The sequence below is a fragment of the Psychrobacter sp. H25 genome, from assembly GCF_059076335.1.
This window is the reverse complement of the sequence record NZ_JCACRV010000001.1, coordinates 1,242,951-1,266,623: the sequence shown is the minus strand read 5'-3', so window position 1 is coordinate 1,266,623 and position 23,673 is coordinate 1,242,951. Positions and strand designations below refer to the sequence as shown.

20 protein-coding genes and 2 tRNA genes are annotated in these 23,673 nt (G+C 43.3%); 18 read left to right on the top strand and 4 right to left on the bottom strand.

The genetic code is table 11. The features are described 5' to 3' along the window. Nucleotides 1-194: 194 nt before the first annotated feature. Complete coding sequence (locus tag AC5JPO_RS04925; protein WP_443524695.1) at nt 195-629, bottom strand: MCR_0457 family protein; 435 nt, start codon at nt 627-629, stop codon at nt 195-197. Nucleotides 630-1,260: 631 nt separating this feature from the next. Between AC5JPO_RS04925 and surE the strand changes: the two genes are divergently transcribed. The 12 genes from surE to modB all read left to right on the top strand — a co-directional run bounded on the left by surE (nt 1,261) and on the right by modB (nt 12,020). Continuing rightward, the gene (gene surE / locus AC5JPO_RS04920) at nt 1,261-2,139 is read left to right on the top strand and encodes a 5'/3'-nucleotidase SurE (protein WP_493853430.1); all 879 of its coding nucleotides are present in this window, start codon (nt 1,261-1,263) and stop codon (nt 2,137-2,139) included. Between the two features lie 215 nt (nt 2,140-2,354). Further along, the gene (locus tag AC5JPO_RS04915) at nt 2,355-3,143 is read left to right on the top strand and encodes a peptidoglycan DD-metalloendopeptidase family protein (protein ID WP_493853429.1); all 789 of its coding nucleotides are present in this window, start codon (nt 2,355-2,357) and stop codon (nt 3,141-3,143) included. Nucleotides 3,144-3,252: 109 nt separating this feature from the next. Then, complete coding sequence (locus tag AC5JPO_RS04910; protein ID WP_493853428.1) at nt 3,253-4,551, top strand: lytic murein transglycosylase; 1,299 nt, start codon at nt 3,253-3,255, stop codon at nt 4,549-4,551. A 471-nt stretch (nt 4,552-5,022) separates the two neighbouring features. Further along, nucleotides 5,023-6,318: a molybdopterin molybdotransferase MoeA gene (locus AC5JPO_RS04905; RefSeq protein WP_493853427.1), complete on the top strand. Its 1,296-nt coding sequence runs from the start codon at nt 5,023-5,025 to the stop codon at nt 6,316-6,318. A gap of 123 nt (nt 6,319-6,441) precedes the next feature. Continuing rightward, nucleotides 6,442-7,539, top strand: coding sequence for a GTP 3',8-cyclase MoaA (moaA, locus tag AC5JPO_RS04900; RefSeq protein WP_443524687.1), 1,098 nt, complete (start codon nt 6,442-6,444; stop codon nt 7,537-7,539). Between the two features lie 124 nt (nt 7,540-7,663). Then, entirely contained in the window at nt 7,664-8,194 is a 531-nt protein-coding gene (moaB, locus tag AC5JPO_RS04895) for a molybdenum cofactor biosynthesis protein B (RefSeq protein ID WP_443524685.1), read from the top strand. 18 nt (nt 8,195-8,212) lie between these two features. Continuing rightward, on the top strand, nt 8,213-8,974 hold the full coding sequence (mobA, locus tag AC5JPO_RS04890) for a molybdenum cofactor guanylyltransferase (RefSeq protein WP_443524683.1): 762 nt from the start codon (nt 8,213-8,215) through the stop codon (nt 8,972-8,974). 39 nt (nt 8,975-9,013) lie between these two features. Continuing rightward, nucleotides 9,014-9,520, top strand: a complete 507-nt coding sequence (gene moaC / locus AC5JPO_RS04885; protein ID WP_443524681.1) for a cyclic pyranopterin monophosphate synthase MoaC — start codon at nt 9,014-9,016, stop codon at nt 9,518-9,520. 75 nt (nt 9,521-9,595) lie between these two features. Continuing rightward, nucleotides 9,596-9,877: a MoaD/ThiS family protein gene (locus AC5JPO_RS04880; protein ID WP_443524679.1), complete on the top strand. Its 282-nt coding sequence runs from the start codon at nt 9,596-9,598 to the stop codon at nt 9,875-9,877. A gap of 53 nt (nt 9,878-9,930) precedes the next feature. Further along, the gene (locus tag AC5JPO_RS04875) at nt 9,931-10,422 is read left to right on the top strand and encodes a molybdenum cofactor biosynthesis protein MoaE (protein WP_493843538.1); all 492 of its coding nucleotides are present in this window, start codon (nt 9,931-9,933) and stop codon (nt 10,420-10,422) included. After that, on the top strand, nt 10,415-11,272 hold the full coding sequence (modA, locus tag AC5JPO_RS04870) for a molybdate ABC transporter substrate-binding protein (protein ID WP_493843537.1): 858 nt from the start codon (nt 10,415-10,417) through the stop codon (nt 11,270-11,272). Before AC5JPO_RS04875 ends, modA begins: the two co-directional genes overlap by 8 nt. Nucleotides 11,273-11,318: 46 nt before the next feature. Next, nucleotides 11,319-12,020 (top strand): molybdate ABC transporter permease subunit, encoded by a 702-nt coding sequence (gene modB / locus AC5JPO_RS04865; RefSeq protein ID WP_493843536.1) that lies wholly within the window; start codon nt 11,319-11,321, stop codon nt 12,018-12,020. A gap of 1,140 nt (nt 12,021-13,160) precedes the next feature. Here the strand turns inward: modB and AC5JPO_RS04860 are convergent. The 3 genes from AC5JPO_RS04860 to AC5JPO_RS04850 form a co-directional block, all read right to left on the bottom strand. Then, nucleotides 13,161-13,643, bottom strand: coding sequence for a hypothetical protein (locus AC5JPO_RS04860; RefSeq protein ID WP_443524673.1), 483 nt, complete (start codon nt 13,641-13,643; stop codon nt 13,161-13,163). Nucleotides 13,644-14,103: 460 nt separating this feature from the next. Beyond that, nucleotides 14,104-14,180 (bottom strand) — tRNA-Asp (locus AC5JPO_RS04855). 52 nt (nt 14,181-14,232) lie between these two features. Beyond that, nucleotides 14,233-14,308: transfer RNA gene (locus AC5JPO_RS04850), tRNA-Val, on the bottom strand. 281 nt (nt 14,309-14,589) lie between these two features. Here AC5JPO_RS04850 and AC5JPO_RS04845 point away from each other — a divergent pair. The 6 genes from AC5JPO_RS04845 to AC5JPO_RS04820 all read left to right on the top strand — a co-directional run bounded on the left by AC5JPO_RS04845 (nt 14,590) and on the right by AC5JPO_RS04820 (nt 23,635). Beyond that, entirely contained in the window at nt 14,590-16,227 is a 1,638-nt protein-coding gene (locus AC5JPO_RS04845) for a cardiolipin synthase (RefSeq protein ID WP_493853426.1), read from the top strand. A 108-nt stretch (nt 16,228-16,335) separates the two neighbouring features. Next, entirely contained in the window at nt 16,336-17,835 is a 1,500-nt protein-coding gene (locus tag AC5JPO_RS04840) for a tetratricopeptide repeat protein (RefSeq protein WP_493853425.1), read from the top strand. 145 nt (nt 17,836-17,980) lie between these two features. Further along, nucleotides 17,981-19,606 (top strand): 3-deoxy-D-manno-octulosonic acid transferase, encoded by a 1,626-nt coding sequence (locus AC5JPO_RS04835; RefSeq protein ID WP_493853424.1) that lies wholly within the window; start codon nt 17,981-17,983, stop codon nt 19,604-19,606. Nucleotides 19,607-19,687: 81 nt separating this feature from the next. After that, the gene (locus tag AC5JPO_RS04830; RefSeq protein WP_493853423.1) at nt 19,688-20,410 is read left to right on the top strand and encodes a 16S rRNA (uracil(1498)-N(3))-methyltransferase; all 723 of its coding nucleotides are present in this window, start codon (nt 19,688-19,690) and stop codon (nt 20,408-20,410) included. A gap of 264 nt (nt 20,411-20,674) precedes the next feature. Further along, on the top strand, nt 20,675-21,802 hold the full coding sequence (locus AC5JPO_RS04825) for an extracellular solute-binding protein (protein WP_443524665.1): 1,128 nt from the start codon (nt 20,675-20,677) through the stop codon (nt 21,800-21,802). A gap of 156 nt (nt 21,803-21,958) precedes the next feature. Then, complete coding sequence (locus AC5JPO_RS04820; protein WP_493853422.1) at nt 21,959-23,635, top strand: ABC transporter permease; 1,677 nt, start codon at nt 21,959-21,961, stop codon at nt 23,633-23,635. Nucleotides 23,636-23,673: the final 38 nt, after the last annotated feature.

The following is a 23,673-nucleotide window of genomic DNA, read 5'->3' as shown; positions in this document are numbered from 1 at the left end:
AGTATAACTAGGTTGCGATTGTCATAAATGTGATAACCACAAAAAAGCCTGCCGTGCCATCTGTGATTTATAAATGGCATTACGGCAAGCTTTGTATGACATAAACCACAAGATATAGTCTATATCATCATATTCTATAACGACTGTTAATAGCTAATGGTTAACAGTGTTCTTTTATCTGCTAATACACTCTATTAATATTCAGCGTCTGCCAAATCTTCGCACAGAGCTTTGTTTTCTTGCTTTGAGAAGCCCATTGTCCAGCTACGGATACCTTGCAATATCTGACGGTAGTCTTGCTGCGTTGACAGATATTGAATGGCTGCTTTTGGGTCTTCTAGAGTTGGCATTAATTCGTGCAGTTGTACAGTGTATGACTTATAAAAACGTTGTTTCTGCTTACCGTTCAGCATTGATGGACAGATCTCTGATAGTACCTGCATCACAGCGATTTCATGCTTAGTGATATTAATGCCAGACAGATCTAACGGAATAGTGGTCGCAGGATTGTTTGCAGCATTAGACGCTTGAGACAGCATGGCAACAGACGTTATCAGTCCTGCAAGCCCGATTTTTGAGGCAGTCTTTGCTATCACAGAAGCTATAGATAATATCGATTGATTCTTCATTCAGTATTACACTCGCTTATCTTTATTTGATGGTGATATGTTAATGGGTAAAAAAACAAAAGTCACATAAAATATTGATGTATGTGTAGATATCTTGTGAGCCGATGGCACTTTGTAGAAACATATCAGTAGCATATACCAACGAGGTCACCTCAGTATAAATGCATCAGTTTGTATTGTTGTATGGTGTTGCGTATTGTAACGCACTGTTTGTTCCTACTTTTTTCTCAGTTTGGTTTGATAGCAATAGCACAGTTATCGACAAAAAACGCAATACATTTTCTAGTGAAAACCGGGGATTTCAGAGTACATTATTAAGATATAATCACTCGAGCAATTAAAGTGAGCCATCTTACGATGGTTGACGTCATTTAGATGAGATACAAGTGGAAGAGGTATAAGGTAACTAAGTGCAGGTGTCTAGTATAGATATATATTGAATACTTCAAGTGCAGTTAACGCTAGCACTCTTTTATAGAGGGTTGACGATATATTAATATGGCAAGGCTTTTAAGATGGAAGCGTTAAATTTTATCTCATTTATAGTTGCAATTTTTGCATCAATAAAGATATGGTACGGTAACAAAACCACGGGCAGATAGAACGTCTGATACAAACATAACGAGCTGATATGAAATTTTTGATTAGTAATGATGATGGGGTGCATGCGCCAGGATTATTGGCTTTGTTTCAAGCACTATCGACTATTGGTGAGGTCGTAGTGGTTGCCCCAAACGACGAACAAAGTGGCTATGCTAGCGCACTGAGTGTCTCAAAACCATTACATACGCATCAATTACCATCAGGGTTTGTAGCAGTAAACGGAACCCCTGCTGACTGTATTCACTTGGCACTGCATGAGCTACACCGTGATATGGACTTTGATTGCGTCATTACGGGTATCAATTCAGGAGCAAACTTAGGTCAAGATGTGATGTTTTCTGGGACTTTTGGTGCGGCGTTGACAGCACAGCTCTTTGGAATACCTGCTATCGCGACGTCTTTGGTAGGTGGCGGCGTAAAAAATGGCGGGCAAGAATCAGCAGACGATTATAAGGTAGCAGCCAATGAGATCGTCAAACTGCTTACTGATACGCCGATTTTAGATACTCTCGAAAGTTTGCCCTATCATGTATTAAACGTTAATATCCCTGATGTGGGTAGCGCAGATGATATTAGAGGTCGAAAGATAACTTCATTGGCACACAAACAGATTGCTCAGCCTGTACGTCATATGATTGATCCGCGTGGCCGGGATGCATACTGGCTGTCTTTACGAAAACGTAAAAACGACGAGTGTATGGAAGAATCGCCTCTAGATACTGCCGCTCCGCTATCAAGACCCAAAGATGGCGAGCTTGGAAGTAACGGCAAGTGCGGAGATATCGCTACGCCGGTGATGACAGATGATCAAGCAGTAGTGGCAGGGTATGTCAGTTTATCGCCAGTACGTCTGCACCATACGCCGACGGTGGCATTGGCTCAGTTTTCGACACTGTTTGGAAACTAAAGCTATAAGTTAGGCAATAAATCCATAAGCTCGATACGATGTAATCCAAACTATATAGATAGCCATCATGGTTACTTTACCATCTACTGTGTTAGTGATATAAGTCATTTGATGGATGGCTAAGTGTAGTGTGCAGTCAAAAGAGCTTTTAGTGATGTCAAAAGCTTTTGGATGATAAAACAATAGATCAGCAATACAAAGAACAGGAACCTTGTATGAAAAAAATTACGACCGGATCGCACCTTGCCAAAGCGGTGTTGATTGGCACAATGGCAGTTGCTACCTTGTCTGTGGTGGGCTGTGCAACTAAGCCGACTTATCAATCACCCAATCAAGCTGGCCCTAAGATCATAACCAACGCGCAAGGCGTCCCTAACTACCATCGCGTACAGCGCGGCGATACGGTCAGCCAAATTGCGGCGCGCTATCGTCTCAACTATCGTCAAATTGGGGCGCTGAATAACCTAGATAGTAAATATACGATTTATAGTGGGCAGTGGCTCAAGCTATGGCAGGGCAGTGCGGCAACGACGGCTAGCAACAATAGCTACAGCAGACCAGCACAGCCACAACCTACTTATACGCCTCCTGTGACGACGGCTCCAACGCCAGCGTACGGAGCAACTGCCAGTTCGACCTCTGGCTATGACTATCCTACTCGTAATCCAGTGACTCGCAACATTGATCCTGCGGCAGGCAACATGGGTATGTGGTTTGCTGGAAACATTGGTGATCCAGTACTTGCCAGCCAATCAGGAACAGTGCTTTACTCAGGTAACGGTCTACCAGAATATGGCAATTTGATTATGATTCGTCATAGTGATGACTATATCACTGCCTACGCGCATAATAGCCAATTGCTTGTAAAAGAAGGGGATACGGTACAGCGTGGTCAACGCATTGCCAATATGGGCAGCAGTGGTCAAACCAATCAAGTCGGCTTAGAGTTCCAAGTTCGCTTGAACGGTAATCCGATAGATCCGCGTACGGTACTTGATCGTTAGCACTAATATATCAGTACTAAGACATCAGTATTAATACATTAACATTGAGGCATTGTTGCTGATGGCTAGGCGACTTTGAGTCATTCATTTATTCATATTTGAGATTTTTATGAAATTAAAAAAACAATACCTCACCCTGATGCCAGCATTAGTAATGGTCGGGTGTACAAGTCAACAAGCAATGCAAAAAAAGCCTGTCCGTCAAGGCGGTGTTGAGATCACTCAGACTCAAACTGTTCAAGTAAAGCCGACACCTGCACCAGTTGTCAAGCCGCAGCCCGCCCCAAAGCCTAGTTATAGTAGTTTTTCTGATTGGAAGTCAGACTTTTCTATGCGCGCGATTTCAGCAGGCTATGATGCTCAGGTTATTCGCCGAATGTTGGATTCGGCATATCTGAATCAGCAAGTCATCTCGCTAGACTCAGGACAGCCTGAATTTTCTAAAATGCCGTGGGAGTATGTAGACTCTGCGGTATCAAGTGGACGTGTCAGCGTCGGCAAGCGTAAATTTTCAGAGCAGCGTGCGTTTTTGTCGCAGCTAGAGTCGCAGTATGGTGTTGATGCTGAGATTATTGCAGCGATATGGGGTATGGAGTCATCATATGGCGCGGTTACTGGCAACAGTAATTTGCCAAGCTCGCTTGCCAGTCTTGCCTATGATGGTCGTCGTCAAGCCTTTGCGGAGGCCCAGCTGCTATCGTTAGCAACGCTGCTACAGCGCGGTGATGTCTCATGGTCACAGCTCGATGGCTCTTGGGCAGGTGGTATGGGACAGACGCAGTTCATTCCTGAAACGTGGCTCAAACAAGGTGTGGATGGTGATAATAATGGTCACCGCAATCCATGGGCAACAGGCGATGCATTAGCTTCTACGGCCAACTATCTTAGTAACTCAGGTTGGGTTCGTGGTCTAGCGCCTTTTTATGAGGCAACCGTGCCAGCGTCATTTGACTATTCGGTCGCTGGTAGCAAACAACCTGCGGCTAGATGGGCGGCAATGGGTGTGGATACGATCGCTGATGTTTACCTAGACGCTAATACCGAGATGGAGCTGTGGTTGCCAGCTGGTAAAGATGGTCCAGTGCTACTGCTGAGTCCTAACTTTGATGTGATTAGAGTGTACAATAACTCATCGAGTTATGCGTTAGGGGTGAGTCTGCTGGGCAAAACGATTGATGGACAGAGTGGGTTGCAAAAATCATGGCCCCGTTATGAGCGTCCATTATCTACCGCACAAGTCACGAATCTACAACGTCGTTTAACCAGTATGGGTTATGATACCAAGGGCGCTGACGGTATCGTAGGTACCAATACACGCATGGCATTTCAGCGCTGGCAGGCAGACAATGGGCGAACGGCAGATGGATTTATCACTCAAAACAGTGCATCTTCATTGGCTGGCTGGTGAGGTATACTGGCGGTATTGATACACTGGGTAAAAGCAACTTTTGCTAACTGTCTTTGATTGCTGTTGACTAGCCATTAGTTTGCTAATAATTACCTATCAGCTCTCAAACACCCATTTTACTTTGCTCTACAAAAAGCACCTTGCCAAGGTGCTTTTTTTGCTCCAGTCTATGTTTGATCTTGCCATACCTCATTACTGCAATAGATGTGGTTACGAGCATTGAATGTTGAGGGTACTCTAATTAACGACATACGCTCGTTTTTTCAAAACTTATCAGGACAAGGTTAATACAAGAAAGTTGATACTTTGGGTGATAGACTCTAGATACTGCATCTTTAAAAGCTTTATCTTTAATAGCATCTTTATCTTTAATAACTGCTTTTAGTTAGAGCTGTCGATAGTAATAATTGAAGCTATTGATAGTATGTATTTTATAAAAAATAATTAGAACGATCAAAAGAGCGTGCCTTTATGATTACCATGGAAGAATTACAAGCGGCAATAAAGCTGCGTATCAACGATTATAATAATACGGATTTTCCGCTACAAGAAAGAGCCATCAATACTTGCGATTTATTGGACAGTCGCAATCATATACTGGCGCAAGATATTACCTCACCTTTCGATGTACCCAGACAGAATCTTTCTGCTATGGATGGTTATGCCGTTGCTAATGGTAGCGATCTATCAGACGGTAATACTATCGAAATCATTGGTGAATCTCAGGCGGGTAGTGCTTATACTGGTGTGACAGCAGCAGGGCAGGGTGTCCGTATTTTTACGGGAGCAGTTGTACCTGATAGCTGCAATACGGTTGTCATGCAAGAGAATACCAACTTTGCTGATATCAGAGATACCATCGATAAGTCGCAGCCCTATAACATCACGCTCACACAAACGACTAAAATCAACAATAACATCCGCGCGCAGGGCGAAGAGATTGAGTCTGGCGAAGCTGTTTTAAAGATAGGTAAGCGCCTCAACTCTGCTGATATCAGTTTGCTTGCCAATTTAGGCATCAGCCAAGTTAGCGTGTTTCAACCACTCGTCGTCGGTGTGCTCGCAACCGGCGATGAGCTAGTCACTATCGGTGATGAGCTTGAGAGCTTAGCCCAAATATACAATTCAAATACCCCAACGCTCAAAAGTCTACTGTCGGATTTGCCAATTGTTATTCGTGACTATGGCATCATTCCTGATAATCTAGACAAGACCACAGCCGCTGTCCATGAAGCCATGCAACACTGTGATGTGCTGATATCGACAGCAGGCGTCTCAGTTGGTGACTATGACTTTTTGACAACGGTGATCGAGACACTTGGGCAGATTAACCATTACAAAGTGGCAATGAAGCCGGGTAAGCCTTTTGTATTTGGTGAGTTAAACAAGAATCTTGATAAGCCTGTATTGTATTTTGGACTACCCGGTAATCCACTCTCTACGGTTGTGGGTACGCTACAGTTCGTCATACCTGCACTATGGCAGATGTCGGGTACTACTGTATCAGAGCAGCCTATGCCGCTAACCATCAAAGCGATGCTTACCAATGACATCAGAAAATCTTCTGGTCGTAAAGACTTTCAGCGCGGTATATTGTCTCAAGATGATGCAGGTAATTATCAAGTTGAATGCTTCTCTAATCAGCAATCGCACAGGATTAAGCAGCTAAGCCGTGCCAATTGTTTTGTTGTTTTGGACAAAGACAGCAGTAACGTGATAGCGGGTAGTGACGTTGTTGTACAACCATTTCCTTGGCTACATCGCTAGCTTGGCGTTTGCTAATTTGATATAAGCTGATTGAATACAGTGAAAAAAACAACATAGTAATGGCATGCTAAACACGAATAATAAAGTAACGCTTATGACAAGCAATACTGATGGCAGTGAAATATGAATGATGACCACATCCAAATAGACAGTCCGCAACTATACTCTCCTGTGTCAGCGCCAGCGTTTGCAGACAGCTATACACAGTCAGCGCTAGTAGCACCGACGGATCAAATACACGCTCATCAACCTTTGACCGATGGGTTTTCGCGACGTCTGACCTATCTGCGCCTATCGATCACCGATTTTTGTAATTTTCGCTGTGAGTATTGTTTGCCTAATGGCTACCAAGGTAAACGTCCTGACGATGAGCTGAGTATTTCTGAAATTGCGACATTGGTGCGCGGCTTTGCGCAAGTAGGTACCAAGAAAGTAAGAATCACTGGTGGTGAGCCCTCTATTCGTCGTGATGTTGTCGAAATCATCGAAACGATTAAGCAAACGGACGGCATCGAAACAGTAGCAATGACCAGTAATGGTTATAAGTTAGGTAAGCACTTAGCCAGCTGGCAAGCAGCCGGACTTGATCAGCTTAATATCAGCATGGACAGTTTTGATGCCGCTACCTTTCATAAGATGACTGGCTTTGATACCTTGCCGCAGATATTGGCTGACATGGATACGTTGTTAGAAACGACCGATATCAAGCTCAAAATAAATAGCGTTTTGATGGCGGAGACTGCCTTTGAAAACCTCATTACAGCTATCGATTACGTAAAAGACAGGCAGGTCACGTACCGCTTCATTGAGTTTATGCAGACCAGCGACAATAGCGATTTGTTTTTTGCGCAGCATGCTCAATCTGATATTATCACTGATTATTTATTAGAGAATGGATGGCAGCCGCATGAGCGTGGCAGTGCCGATGGTCCAGCAGTTGAGTACAGTCACCCTGACTATGCCGGGCGTATTGGTATGATTGCGCCTTATGCTGCGCATTTTTGCGATACTTGCAACCGCCTGCGAGTCAGTAGTCAAGGTAAGGTGCATTTGTGTTTATTTGACCAGGGTAATTATGATATTCGTCCATACTTACAGCAAGACGATATTCAAGGACTGGTGAATACCTTACATAGCTTTATGCCGATCAAGCCTGAACACCATCATCTTCATGACTCCAACAGTGGTATCATGCACAATCTATCGATAATCGGTGGCTAGAATAAGTTAGCTTTTTATACTAATACTCGATTAATTATTCTTTGCTCAAGCTGTTTTTTACCCTGAATATTTTATTAAAACCATTTTGATATAACTATAAAATCATATTTAGAAAGGATCTTTTATGAGTAAGCCTGCTGCACAATTTACACCGCTCAATATTGCTGTATTGACCGTTTCTGATAGCCGTACGCTTGCAGAAGATACCTCAGGTCAGTACTTGGTAGACAGCTTGACCGAAGCAGGGCATCATTTGGCAGACCGCCAATTAATCACTGATGATATTTACCAAATTCGCGCCGTGATTAGTGGTTGGATTGCCAGTGCAGACGTGCACGCGGTCATTACGACTGGCGGTACAGGGTTCTTTATCAGAGACAGTATGCCAGAAGCCGTAAGCGTACTATTTGACAAGTCTATTGATGGTTTTGGTGAAATGTTCCGTCTGATTTCAAAAGATGAGATTGGGATGTCTACGGTGCAGTCAAGAGCAGTAGCTGGTATGGCAAACGGTACAGGTATATTCTGTCTACCAGGCTCATCTGGTGCCTGCCGTACTGGTTGGGAAAATATCTTAAAAGAGCAATTTGACAGCCGTACGCGCCCATGTAATTTTGTGCCACATTTTTTGGCACAAAATCCTAGCCATGATTGAGTTATAAATAATTGACCTATGAGTGATATACAATCAAGTCTGAAAGGTAATAGAGTAGTAACAGATTGCTCAAATAATCTGGATGGTTTGGCAGGTGTGGTTATCTTGGCAGGCGGTGCATCTAGACGTATGGGAACGGCTAAGGCTATGTTGACGCTACCGTCAGGTGAGCAGTTATTGGATTACCATGTCCGTCAAGCAAGCAAGTTACAAATTCCTATTTTGATTGCAGATAATGGACGTAGTTTTCAAATTGGTTCAGATATAAATCTAGGAAACCCCAATTCGCCTGTTATGCATATTGCTGACTATAGTTCTAATAGTAATGCCAGTAAATGCGACGATACGATCAACACTGGCGGCGCTCTAGTCGCTATTGAATCAGCACTGCAAGTACTGCTTAGATTACAAGATTCACATGTATCAAAAAATAAAAATGAATCATGGTTGCTGGTTATTAGCTGTGACAGCTTAATACCTGCAATCGATCTGTGGTTGACATTACAGCAATCGGTGCACCAAGTCATTAATACACAAGCTGTCGATAAACAAGTCATTTGTTTAGAAGATAACAGTCATTTTTATCCACTACTGGGTTTATACCGTTTAGATATCGAGCCTGATCTAAAAGCCTATATTGATAGTGGTCAGCGTCGAGTGATGCCATTTATTCAGCCGAGGGTGGAGGCTGTGCCATTTATTGTAGAATGGCAGCATTTAACCAACTTTAATACGCCTAAAGATTTTAAGCAGGCATGTGCCGCTCTACCAAAAGAATAAAAATACTAATAAAGAGATTACTAAGAAAAGGCTATATCAATGAGTAACAGTGGACAAAAAAATCAGCAATCTGCTTTATCGCATTTAGACGGTAACGGCGACATTACTATGGTTGATGTCAGCGGCAAGACGGCAACAACGCGAGAAGCCAATGCTACTGGGCAAGTTCGTTTTCCTGATGAGATTTATGCGCAGATCAAAGCGGCTGATGGTATGACCAAAAAAGGCAGCATCACCCAAACGGCACATATCGCTGGTATCATGGCGGCCAAACGTACCTATGATCTGATACCGCTTTGTCATCCACTGCCATTGGATAAGATCAGTCTTGCTTTTACGTACCATGATGCACTTAGCAGCATTATGGTAAGCGCTACTGTTAAAGTCACGCACAAAACAGGAGTGGAGATGGAAGCACTAACCGCAGTGAGCGTTGCCTGTTTGACCATCTATGATATGACTAAAGCGCTATCGCATGACATCGTTATAGATGATATTCATCTAGTCAACAAGACAGGCGGTAAGTCAGATTATAGTCATGCTTAATACAAAAACAATGAGCTCATGTTCAAAGAAATATTGACTATTAAGCAAGGAAGCTTGTAAAGAGAGGAGAGGGTTATGAGTGCTATCGATACAAAAGCTGATATTGAGTCAATGATGGATATCAATGTCATCTATTTTGCCAGTTTGGCAGATGAAGCCAATCGTCAGCAAGAAACAGTAAAAGTGCAGCAGAATACTTCATTGACCGAACTGTACGAACAGCTCAATCAAAAGTATCGCTTTAGCCGTCCGCAGGCAGACCTACGCGTCGCTGTGAACGACTACTTTGCTAAGTGGACAGATCACATAAATGATGGTGATAGCGTGGTGTTCATCACCCCAGTTGCTGGTGGTTAGGTTTATATTTATGAGTGGCGACAACGCCGCTATTAGCACAAAAGAGACAAGATATGACAGATAACGTCCATGACCATTCAATGACTATTAAACGTAGCGCTGATGAGGCTTACCTTATCGCTGAACGTGATGGCTTTGCAATACTAGACATTGCTATTGATGAAGATAAGCTCAAAAGTACGCTAGACAATGACAGCTGCGGTGCGTTTGTCTGCTTTGAAGGGCGGGTGCGCAATCATAATAATGCTACAAGCGTAGATCGTCTTACCTATTATGGTTACGAAGATTTGGCCATCAACCAAGGCCGTGCCATTATAGAAGAGGCCAAAAAACGCTTTGAGATTACTCATGCCATCGCGATACACCGTATCGGAGCCTTAGAGATTGGTGATGTGGCTGTATGGGTAGGGGTGGTGTCGGCACATCGTTATCCTGCATTTGATGCGTGTCGCTGGATATTAGATACGATCAAAGCAGATATTCCCGTCTGGAAGCAAGAGTATTACGAAGATGACTCGTCCAAATGGCTAAGCAATAATGGTTAAAGTGGTCAAGTCAGTAGCTGCTGCTGGAGCGTTTACCTGTCTGCTGCTCGCACTAAGCGCTTGTACACAAGATAGTGGGGCCAAGTCTTCGGCTGATACGACTGAGCAAGACAAAACGCTGCGTATCGCTGCGGCTGCCAATCTATCTGATGTGCTACCCAGCATCGTTGATAGTTATCAGGCAGATAATAATGTCTCTGGACAAGACGCCTTAGATATTGACGTCACTTATGCCTCCTCTGGCAAGCTGTATGCTCAGATTAGGGCAGGGGCACCTTATGATATATTTTTGTCCGCAAATCAGGAATTTCCAGCAAAGCTTGCTGATGAAAGCATCGCAAATAAAGCCAGTGAGTCAGTGCGTCCGTTTACCTATACCAGAGGGCAGTTAGCACTTTATAGTGTCACAGAACCTTTGAGTAGTATCACGCCAACCTCACTCAGTGAGGTGTTTAGCATTGCCAACTTTACCAGTAACGGTAAGATAGCCATTGCTAATCCTGATCTTGCCCCTTATGGCGCCGCGGCAAAAGCCTATCTACAATCACAGAAGATGTATGACACATTAAATGCTCAAAAACGTTTGATACAAGCAGAGAATATCGGTCAAGCGTTTCAATATGCACACACAGGCAATGTGGACTATGGTTTTGTGGCGCAGTCTCAGCTTGTCTCAATACAAGCCAAACCTGAGCAGTTTGTTATTTTACCACCCGCAGCCTACCCACCTATTCTACAAGATGGCATTATCATCAATAATACAACTGCTGCCGCAGCGTTTATAGGCTACTTGCGCTCGGAGGTGGGGCAACGACACTTCTCACAAGCAGGCTATCTGTCTATCAATTAATTCGTTAGACTAGACATTCTACCTATAAAACGAGCAGTGACATTATATGATCGACCCGTCTCTTATGTCAGATATGCTCAGTCCATTTTGGGTGAGTATCAAGCTCGCTACTGTTACGACCTTATGTCTATTGCTATTTGCCACGCCTATCGCTTATTGGCTGGCAAAACCCAGCCGTAGACAAGCTATGGGACGTCTCAAAGTAGTCCTCATGGGTATCATTGCTATGCCACTAGTGCTGCCACCTACCGTCATTGGTTTCTATCTACTTCTCTTCCTAAGTCCCAATGCTGGTATCGGTAAGTGGCTCATTGAGCACAATATCAGTCCATTGATTTTTACTTTTGAGGGATTGATGGTTGGTTCGATTATTTACTCGTTGCCTTTTTATATACAGCCAGTATATGCACAGTTTTTGCGTATTCCCCAAAGTGTGACGGAAGTGGCGCACCTGTTAGAGCCCAGTCGATTGCGCCGATTTATCAAAATCTCCCTACCGCAAGCGCGCGTGGGTATCATTTTGGGCAGCTTAGTTAGCTTCGCTCATACCATTGGCGAATTTGGTGTCGTACTGATGATTGGGGGCAGTATCTCTGGTGAGACTAAGGTCGTATCGATTGCGATATATGAACAAGTAGAAGCACTCAACTATGAGGCGGCGCACATGATGTCGGGTGTCTTGATTATTATGGGGGTAGTGATGGTGGCGTTGATTGCCAGTGTCAGCCGCATGAGTCAGCGTCCATAGTCATAAACAGATATACGCCCGTTGGATGATTATAACTATCACTAATGCAAAAGAGAGGCTTATTGAGAGATACTTATATCAGTAAAAGTATAGATGTTAGAGTAAATATAGAAGACAAGAAACACAGACACAAAAAAACCCCAAACAATCTAATGTTTGAGGCGAAACTTGCTTAAAGTTTAAATTCGTTTTAGCTGTTTACAAGAAATGGTGTAGCGAACAGAGTTACTACTTGAGATTTTCGACGTGAAAGGCTAAACCAATCATGTTTTAATAATTTTTATGTCATCTACAAAATTTTTAAACCTGAAAATAATAGGCATGAGACACTAAATATCAATCCTAGATAATATCTAAGATCCTGACTAAAAGGCATTATCATCGATATATTAGGAAACGACCTAATAACATAAATCTTACTTTTATCCATACATTTTAGTAATCTTGCATTGGCACTTTCATAACTTAGCCTCATTACAGAATTTGTAGAGTTAAGTAAGCTGTTCTTATAATTTTCTTCTGATACCTCGTATTCATAGGTAACACTGATAGAGTGCCATTGTCCTAGATAAAACTTTTCGCCAAAAGGTGAGATATTATATGAAACAACTTTACAATTAATTTTTTCTCCAAATAGACAAATAAGGGCATCTATCAAGAAACACCCTGCTATAAAAACTGTAATTAGTAAAGAAGATAAAAACATACTATACAGAAGAAATATCTCGTACATAATTTGAGTCGCTATAATCTAGATTAAATTTTTTCTATAATTATTCTTAAATGAATTTAGATTAGTACACTTATAAGTTTTGCCTTTATAGTCAAATTCATAAAAGATGAGTATGACATGAGGATTACCCAATCTATTTTCTCTTCCTAAAGGTGCGATATCAGCTCTAATAACCATAGCTTTGTGGCGTGAAGCAAATAAAACGAATATCGTATCTATAATAATAATTAATGCAACAATTAATAAAAATATGATTCCTACCCACAATAGAGACTTTAGCAAAAATCCAATATAAGCTTCATAAATCAGATCATTATGCATTGAAAATTTCTCCGACAGAGAGCTCTCTTATGCATCTATGACTATCGTTTCCAATAAAATACAACTCTTCAGGCATTAACGTTAGTCTAATTGAGAACACTTAATAATATATCAAAAATAGTTTGATTCTCTATGAGAAGATAACTCAAAATGCTTGGAAGGATGATACCTATAGTTATAGCAATAGCTAAGATTTTCTTGTTTACTTTGAGAGGGCTTGTCATAGAAATTTGTGGAAATGATTTTAATACATAGATTTCTATATGGTTGTCAGTAATTTTTATATTTTCTAAAATATCTGTTTTATTTTCTCTAGTAAAGTCAAAAAAAGCGTTGATACTAGTAGAAGTATACTCTTTACTATTTATGGTATAAGAATACTTTATCCTCAAATCAAATAAACTGTAATTTTCTAGCCCTGAGACTGATTTTTCAACAGTATTAACTTCTAATATCTCAGCCCAAATTCTTCTACCATTGATCAGTATATAAAAATCGAAAATCAGTGCAGAAATAGTATAAATACCAACTAGAACCATTAACAAGAGTAATATATATATCCAGAACATAGCTGTCCTTTGAGTACTATTATCAATTGAATCTACCAGTATGCGCTGTATTTATCATTATAATGTCAATAAAGACTATGTTGCTAAACAATATAGCTATATTTGTTGGTAGTGCTATACCTAACGAATCTGTTGCATTTGCTAATAAGACTGCTGTTATTGCATTAATCAACATTATGCTTGTTATAGCGATTAAAGTTTGGGAGGTTTTATCAGCTGTGATCAAATCATCATTTTGCCACGTTAAGCTAAAGAAGTCGCTCATTCTTCAAGATAAAGCGTCTGTTGATTGTTTTATATCATATATGACAATCAGTAGTAAGTTGCTCCTAACGGGAAGGCATAAAATATGAAAGCTATAATAATAATAAATTATTTTATAGACACAAAAAAACCCCAAACAATCTAATGTTTGAGGCGAAACTTGCTTAAACCTAACGGTCTAAATTCGTTTTAAATATGGCGCAGCGGACGGGACTCGAACCCGCGACCCCCGGCGTGACAGGCCGGTATTCTAACCAACTGAACTACCGCTGCTTAGGTCGTCTTAGCTTCTTGCTCTTATTTAAGGAGCCCACTTGCTAAGAAGTGGTGGGTGATGACGGATTCGAACCGCCGACATTCTGCGTGTAAGGCAGACGCTCTACCAACTGAGCTAATCACCCTTCGAACAATTGCAATGCAATTTATTCAACATCAACTGAGCTCTAAGTTTGTCACTAAGCTCTGCTGCTGTGGGTGTGTATTATATAGATTTACACATGGCTGTCAAACGTTATTTTGACTATTTTATGAAATAATTCATAATAATTTTTTAATATTATTAAAAACAACAGCATAAGGCCGATATTTATTGGCATTTTTCATAACCCATTAATTATCGTTAGCTGTTGTTTGATAATGAAAAGCTACTATACTACGGTTACTTTGTTTTTGAGCATCATTGATGGAGGTCAGCATAAATACTTTTACTATTGGACAGACCTTCACCAACTGGTCGTTGGGCGACTTTGCAGGTCTGGGTCTGATATTGCACATTGTGCTTATGATCGTCATGACGTTACGCGTGGTGTCAGTACAGCGTAACATTGGGGTATCCATTGCTTGGATTGCCATGCTTTATACGGTGCCTGTATTCGGTCTGATTGCATACATATTACTGGGCGAGCCGATGATCGGGCGACGCTATCGTGAGCGTGTGGATCAAGCAAGTATCGTGATGAATGATATGGCACGCCGCGCGCATTTGGTGTTCGATAAAGGTCAGGAGCTATTGCCAATCAAATACCGCGGCGTCAGTCAAATTGGAACGCGCTGGACAGGGCTTGGAATATACCCCAATCATCAGATGCAGTTATTGACAGATCCTGCTTTGATTTTCCAGCGCTTGATAGAGGATATCCATGCAGCAAAGCGCCTTGTCTTTATGGAGTTTTATATTGTATATCCAAAAGGACAAGTATTAGAGGTAATAGAGGCGCTATCTGTAGCGGCGCAGCGCGGGGTGGAATGTCATATATTGGCCGATAGTGTGGGTAGTTTTAGCTTTATCAACAGCAGTGAGCATCGCCGCTTAGAAAAGGCGGGTGTTTTTGTTCATCAGTCATTGCCAGTAGGGCTGTTCAAGACATTGTTTAAGCGCTCTGATTTGCGTAATCATCGCAAAATGGTCGTCATTGATGAACATATTGGTTATATCGGCAGCTTTAATTTGGTTGATCCACGGTTTTTTAAACAAAATAAAAACGTTGGACAGTGGATTGATGTGGCGATACGAACCACCAGTCAACAGGCTATCAGTATTAATACAGCGATGGCCAAGGTTATCGTGACAGATATCGGCGCCGAAAATAACGATAATCTTGCCCAGCTGCATCAGCGAGTCAATAACTATACGCGTAAGCTGTACGTGATGGACCCAACCATCAATGACTTGAATAGTCGAGTGAAGGTGCTGGACGATACTATTGATGAGCATGAGCAACCACAGATTGGCGCTACCTCCATTGTGATACCAAAGATGCCTGTTGTCGATAAGGTATTGGCGCAGTTAATACCTTCAGCCCCGCAGCTGACCGCTCACGTGATTTATAATACGTTGGTCACAGTCGTCCATCGTGCCAACAAACGCATTCGCATCACCACGCCATATTTTGTACCTGATGAATCCCTATCAGGTGCATTGACGATAGCGGCTAAACGCGGGGTAGAGGTGACGCTTATCGTTCCTGAGAAGGTTGATTCTTTCCTTGTACAGCATGCGTCACAGGCCTATTACCAAGAGCTACTCGATGCTGGCGTGACCATTGCATTGTTTCGAGGCGGTTTATTACATGCCAAGACCGTGGTTATCGATGACGATTATTGTCTATTTGGCACGGTCAATATTGATATGCGCAGCTTTTATTTGAATATGGAAGTCAGTCTGGCGATTTATACACCAGAGATGGTGGCCCAAGTGGCTGACTGCCAAGAGGTCTACTTGCAAAACTGTCGTATCTTGAATAGTGAAGAGTGGCAGCAGCGCCACGGCTCAAAGCGCTTGTTTGATAATGTCGTACGCTTATTCAGTCCGTTATTGTAGCGCTTTGGTTTTTGGGTTAAGGTAAGCTATTCAGATTTTTAATCGTGTGATCACGCTAGCTGTCTCGTCTCTACGATCAGTTAATCTACTAAAAGGACTCGCCTGTCTATGTCTGTATCGTCTGCATCGCCCTTAACGCCGCTGGATTATATGGCAGCAGGCTACTGGCAGGATTTTTTGGCTGGACGCCCTGTCGCAGGCGGTATCGCATACGAGGCAGAGCTACATGCTTGTGTGCTGGATGAGTCACTTGAGAGTTTGCAACGTATCGATACGTTATTGTCTCAGGTACGCCGTGATATGGTTAAGAGCGGCATATGGGATGAGTCGACGTTATTAGTCGATGAGTACTACCGTAATTTTTTGGTGTTTTTGGCATTTTATGCAGGACGGGTATTGGCGCAGCAGTGGCAAAGCAGGCCCCATTGGTATGGTCAATTTGAGCTACGTAAGCACTATTCTGAGTTGCCACTCATCACTGATGACTTTTATCAGCACATGGCGGTTGGCTATAATGATAGTAATGCGGCTACTGATGCTAGGCCTTTATTTTTTGCACTGGAGCCGATAGGACTGCGTTTGTTTGGTCATATTGATCGTCCGTTTGATGCAGTACAAGGTGGGCAGATTGCTAGCGGGTTGTACCAAGCAGTTAAGACAAGACTGCCAGATCTCTCTGATCCATTAAGCTATCATACGAGTGAAGTAGCAACGCCCGATGCGACCCAAAGCGTACAATCACCGATAACGCCAAATGCACATGCTGAAACAAGTGCAGCAGCCAATCTCCATGAGCAGTTAAAAAAGGCACCTGTCAGTCATCCGGTGACTCAACCTGATAGAGTAATAGCCGACACAGAGACAGCTTCTGCTATCGCTAGGACCTCTGAGGCATCGATGAGCGCTGCACCGTTACCAGTAGAGAATCACGTGCGACCTGAGCTGAGTGAAGTGACTGAAGTGACATCGCCAGTCACCAAATCTATAGCATCAGCAAAAACTTCGCCAACCCCAGAGATGTTTACACAATTGCTCGTAGAGTTGGATGAGATTGAGGTACCACAAACAGTAGGTGTGGCTGAATACCAAAAAGCGTGCAAAGTGCTCGATCAGTTTGAGCAGCATATTGCCAAGCAGGACAAACCTCGCAGCCAAATTGTCTTTTCAGATGATCATATCGAAGCAAAGAATAAAGCGCTGCAAACCCTGCAAGTAGCGGCCGAGACTGGCAATACGGCTGCTATGCTGCGTTTGGCGATGTATCAGTTGTTGGGCGAAGGACTGACGGCAGATAATGAAAGCGATAAAAAAGCGGCTGTGGATTGGGTGAAGCAAGCCGCTAGCAAAAACGATAGCCGTGCACAGCGCTTACTCAGCAAACTGTACTACCAAGGAGTAGGTGTCCCTCAAGATATGACTAATGGTAAATACTGGTTGGAGCAAGCCTCAGACAACGGGCATATGGAAGCTGCCAATCTAGTACGCCAATGGGAGCAAGCGCAAGCATTGATCACAACCCAAAAACAAGAGCAGCACAGTACTAAACGTTATCAGTTATTATTTGGCGCCGTGATCCTAATCGCATTATTGATTTTGATTATTGTCTAGTAGCTGTTTTTAGTGCTCTTTTTTTAGTAACTGTTTTTCAGTAACCGTTTAAAAGCTTATTGTTACGCGCTGATTTCAGGTAAAATTGGCGCGTTTTCACATTTACCCTCCTATTGTTTGATCCATTACTAATTTAGGCTGCTCAATGCCATCATCACATTCCTCATCTGACAACGCTTCGAACCCGGCGGACACTATGCTAGTAGACAGTCAGCCATTGACTGAAAAGGTGGTGTACCAGACGCCGTTTTATTATCAATTCCTGATCAGTTTGTTAAAGCCACTGTACCGCTTGCAAGTGTGGCGTCGCTCTCATAAACGCGACAACTACCAGCAAGAAGTGGCTCAACGTTTTGGGAAGCAATACCCATCGCCCCCAATAGCTATCGATGAAGATCATAAAGGCGTTATTTGGTGCCATGCGGTCTCGCTTGGAGAAACCAATACCGTTGCGCCTTTGTTAGATATGCTAATGGCGAATGGTTATCAGATATGGCTGACCAATACCACACAGACAGGGTTTGCTCGCGGTGCCAGTCGTTTTGTAGACGAGATTACCCAAGGTCGCATGAGTCACAGCTATGTGCCTGTCGATAGTCCTGCTGTGATTGAGACGTTTTTGGCTCATGTGCAGCCTATCGCTGCGCTATTTGTAGAGACCGAGCTGTGGGCCAATATCTTGACCAAGCTGGCTCAGCACCAGATACCTAGCGTCTTAGTCAATGGTCGTCTATCGTCTTCTTCTTTCAAAAGCTATCAAAAAATTGCGGCGGTCAGCACCAGCATGATGAAAAACCTTGCTCTCATCATTGCACAAGACAGCGATTCTGCGAAACGTTTCAGACAATTGGGGGCTGATAGCGCCCAAATTCGCGTGGCAGGGTCACTAAAGTGGGTAATCAACACACCCAAAGCCAATAGTAATACTATTAATATTGATGGTCAGAATGCTGATAAAAGAGAGACATATGCACATATAGAATATCAAAAAAATCAGCTGGCAAAAGAGTTTGCCACAGTCGGTAGACCAGTGTGGGTCGCAGCGAGTACGCATGAGGGCGAAGAGGCGGCGGCACTATCCTTGCATCAACAGCTATTGTCACAATCAGCACTGGCTGAGAGCTTGTTGATTATCGTTCCTAGACATCCTGAACGCTTTGATGCGGTCGCAGAACTGATTCAAAAGACTGGGCTCACTATGGCTCGTCGCAGTAACGATGAGCCGATTGGTGCAGACACGCAAGTTTATCTGGCAGACAGTATGGGTGAGATGATGACGTGGTACACGCTGGCAACTGTTGCACTAGTGGGAGGGTCACTGGTAGATATAGGCGGTCACAATCCAGTTGAGCCGGCTAGCGTGGCAACGCCTGTCATCATGGGGCGCTATACCCAGTCTTGCCAAAGTGTGGTCGATAAGCTGGCAGAGGTAGGCGCTTTATATCAACCAAACAACGAGTGTTATCGTTCAGTTGTAATGAATGAGTCATCCGAAACGGCACAACGCACTCCAAATCAACAGATATTAAATAGCAATAACAAACCCTCTCACAACCACGCTACTGGTAATACTGGTAATACTGGCAGTACGGATGACACCGCACTTATTTATCAACAGTTAGAGCGCTGGTTAAGCGACCTGTCATTAGCAGCAGCGGTAGGACAGGTTGGTGAGAAAATAACCGCGCAGCAGCAAGCAGTATTGCTCCGTCAATTTGCGATGATCGAAGATGTCATCGAGCAATACTCTACTCGAGAACAGGCTGTATAAGAGCTGGCTATTCATAAAACTAACGATCAAAGAACTAGCCATTAGAGCACCAGTTATTAAGAAGCTAAACCAAGAGATGCTATGAACTGTATACTGTTACCTGCCGAGAACTTCTCGACAGACAAAGCAAAAATTGATGCTATGGCACAAGTCAATCATGTTAATAAAGTATTGGGTGCAAAAGTCGGTGACACGCTAAAAATCGGACAGCTCGGTGGTCATTTGGGTACAGCTACTATTGAGAGTATTGCACCTGACCGTATTCAACTGTGCAATGTTCAGCTCGACGCTATACCGCCTGCCAAACCAGATGTGACAGTTGTTTTGGCCTTGCCACGTCCTAAAGTGCTACGGCGTCTGATCATTGATATGACGGCGCTTGGTGTACGTAATATTGTTCTGATTAATAGCTACCGCACACAAAAAAGCTATTGGCAAAGTCCGATGCTTGAGCGCCTCGATGAGTTTGTATTAGAAGGACTACAGCAAGGGGTTGATACGATTGCACCTAGGATTACGTTACAAAAGCGCTTTAAGCCGTTCGTCGAAGATACCTTACCACGTCTGATGACGAATCAGGCGATCGTCGCGCACCCTTATGGAGAGCAGTCATTTTCTGAATGGCTACAGAATAACTCATCTCTAGGACTACCAAGCATAGTATTCATCGGTGCTGAGGGCGGCTGGATTGACTATGAGATTGCGTTACTCACAGCGCAAGGTTGTATGCCTGTACATATAGGTCCCCGCATATTGCGTACAGAAGCTGCGGTCAATGCTATATTGGGACAGTGGCTGCTCTAATCTAATATCACGTCTCTAAAACTTCTGAAAACGAGTCTCCGACGAAAATTCTTGGTATCTGTAATTGGTATCCATAAATAGCACTTAAGGTAAATAATGGGTGTATTTCTGAGTTCAATAAATGTATTGATAACTACTATCATTTCCATTAGTATGTTGTTCTCACATATTATGGTCTTGTGATTCCTGATGTTTAAGGGTTTTATAGCCATTTTTTCTTACCATTTGTTGTACCTTTTTTATAGCACTATTATGGGGAAAACCATGTCATTGAATACCATCAGCGCTAATCTTATGTCTACGAAGCTTGTTCTACCTGCGGCCGTATTTGGCATGATGTTGGGATTAGCAGGCTGTAGCAATTCATCTACTACAGAAGAGAGCGCAGAAGTAGAAGCGCCAGCAGCTGGTACTGAACAACAAGTAGCTAACGATGATGGTGCTACTAGCGCAGATGGCCAAACGATTACTATTTATTCTTCACGTAACGAACAGCTCATCAAACCACTACTAGATCGTTATACCGAGCAGACAGGGGTGAAGGTTGAATTGGTCACAGACCAAACAGGCCCACTCATGGCGCGTCTAAAAGCGGAAGGTCAAAATACCCCAGCTGACATGCTATTGACCGTAGATGCGGGTAACCTATGGCAGGCGGCAGAGCAAGGGTTGCTACAACCAGTAGCGTCGTCTGTGCTAGAAGCAAATGTCCCTGCAAAGTATCGTGATCCAAAAGGTCAGTGGACAGGTTTGTCGCTACGTGCACGTACGATCTTCTATGATCCAAGCAAAGTTACCGCTGACCAATTATCTACTTACGCCGATTTGGCCGATCCTAAATGGAAAGGCAAATTATGCTTACGCACCTCTAAAAAAGTCTATAACCAATCGCTTGTTGCCAGTATGATGGAGCATTTGGGCGAAGAGAAGACCGAAGCCGTCATTCGTGGTTGGGTCGATAATCTAGCGACTGACGTATTCAGTGATGATACCAGCATGTTAGAAGCGATTGCTGCTGGTCAGTGTGAAGTCGGTATTGCCAATAGTTACTATTATGGTCGTCTATTGGACGAACAACCAAACTTCCCTGTCAAGATATTCTGGGCAAACCAAGACACCACTGGTACACACGTAAACATCTCAGGCGCTGGTGTGGTTGCAGGCTCGGACAATCCAGATGGCACGCTTAAGCTTATAGAGTGGTTGTCATCTGATGAGGCACAAGGTCTGTACGCCAGCTCAGACAAAGAATTCCCAGTCAAAGAAGGGGTTGATGAGTCAGAAATGCTCAGATCGTGGGGTGAGTTCAAGAAAGACGATATCAACGTACAGAAATTCGGTGAGCTACAAACCCAAGCTATCCAAATGATGGACAAAGCGGGCTATAAATAAGAGACTGCCAATAAACGATATACCAAGCTCAAAAATATATGTCTTGACGAATAGTTTTATAGACAAGTCATGAAGAGTAAGTTATCAAAGTAATGATAATTTTGAGTTTGGTATTAGTTTATAAGGTCTCGATGAGTATGACATGGTAATGAGAATATGATCACAACGCCAGATACGTCCCTTACTCAGAACGATACCGTCCATGACAGTGTCGATGACGAGCAGGCTATCAGCCAAGACCACGCCCTTCGTAAACGTATTATATCGAAATCAGTCTTAGGGCTGATTTCGTTGTTTATGCTGGTGCCAATTTTGATCGTGCTGTTATCGTGGACTCAGCCAGTTGCAGATATTTGGGCGCATATGGCAGACTATGTACTGCCTCAAGTGCTCAAAAATACTGCAATTTTATTGCTTATGGTGACGGTAATCTCAGGCACTATCGGTACGGCTCTTGCTTGGGTGACCAGTATGTACCGCTTTCCTGGTCAACGATTTTTTTCGTGGGCATTGATGTTGCCGCTAGCGATACCTGCCTACGTATTGGCATTTGTTACTATCGGTATTGTTGATTTTAGTGGGCCGCTCCAGACAGGGTTACGTGATTTTGGTATCAGCACCGCAATTCCGTCAGTACGTAACGTATGGGGTGCAGGTTTAGTCTTGTCGCTGGCGTTCTATCCTTACGTTTATTTGTTAGCCCGTCAGGCGTTTTTGTCTCAAGGCAGACGAGCGATTGAAGCAGGGCAGATGCTGGGCTTGAGCCGGAGCCGAGTGTTTTTTCGGTTGGCGTTGCCGCAGGCATTACCGTGGATCATTGGCGGATTGTTGCTGGCAAGTATGGAGACCTTGGCAGATTTTGGGGCGGTGTCAGTATTCAATGTCGACACCTTTACCACAGCGATTTATAAGGCGTGGTTTGGCTTTTTTAGTTTGACTACGGCGGCGCAGCTGGCCGCGTTGCTCATCGGTGTGATCTTTATCGTGGTATTGTTTGAGCAGTATTGGCAGGCCAAGCGTGGTAGCTCACTGACGCAAGGCAGTAATCAACGCTTTGATGCTAGCAAGCCTGCCAAAATAGGTATGACGCTGCTATGCACAGTTGTATTTTTGGTGGCGTTTTTGGTGCCAGTTTTACAGCTGATTTATTGGACAGCATTGAACTTTCGCCAAGATTTTGATGCGCGCTATATTGATTTTGTTACCAATAGCCTCATGATTGCTAGTATGACCACGCTTTTTATTGCCTTTTTAGCGATTATTATTGCGTGGATCAAACGGCAGTATTCTGACAAGTCGACCAAGCTTATGACCACCTTAGCCAATTTAGGTTATGTGGTACCTGGTACGGTGTTGGCGGTAGGTATATTTATTCCTATTGCATGGCTTGATAATCAAATGATTGCCTTTGGTATTACCTCGCAGCAAGTGCTGTCTGGTAGTGTCATCGTGATGCTATTGGCATTATCGACACGTTTCATGACGGTGAGCTTTCAGCCAGTAGATAGGCAGCTGCAGCGACTAACTGTCAACCAAGAGGCGGCGGCAAAGCTACTCAGCGATAGTGCCTATCAGCGCTGGCGTCATGTGATGTTACCTGTGCTTAGCCCCGGCGTGCTCACGGCACTGCTGATGGGGTTTGTGGAAGTGATGAAAGAGATGCCAATTACATTAATGACAAGGCGTCAGGGCTGGGATACGCTTGCAGTGCGAGTGTTTGAAATGACGAGCGAGGGTATGTGGGGACGGGCAGCACTACCCAGTCTATTGATTGTGTTGGTTGGTTTACTGCCTGTCTGGATACTATTGCGTCAAAGTGACAAACATAGCTAATAACAACAAAGCTAACTGCTGCTGCTTAAAAAACTGCT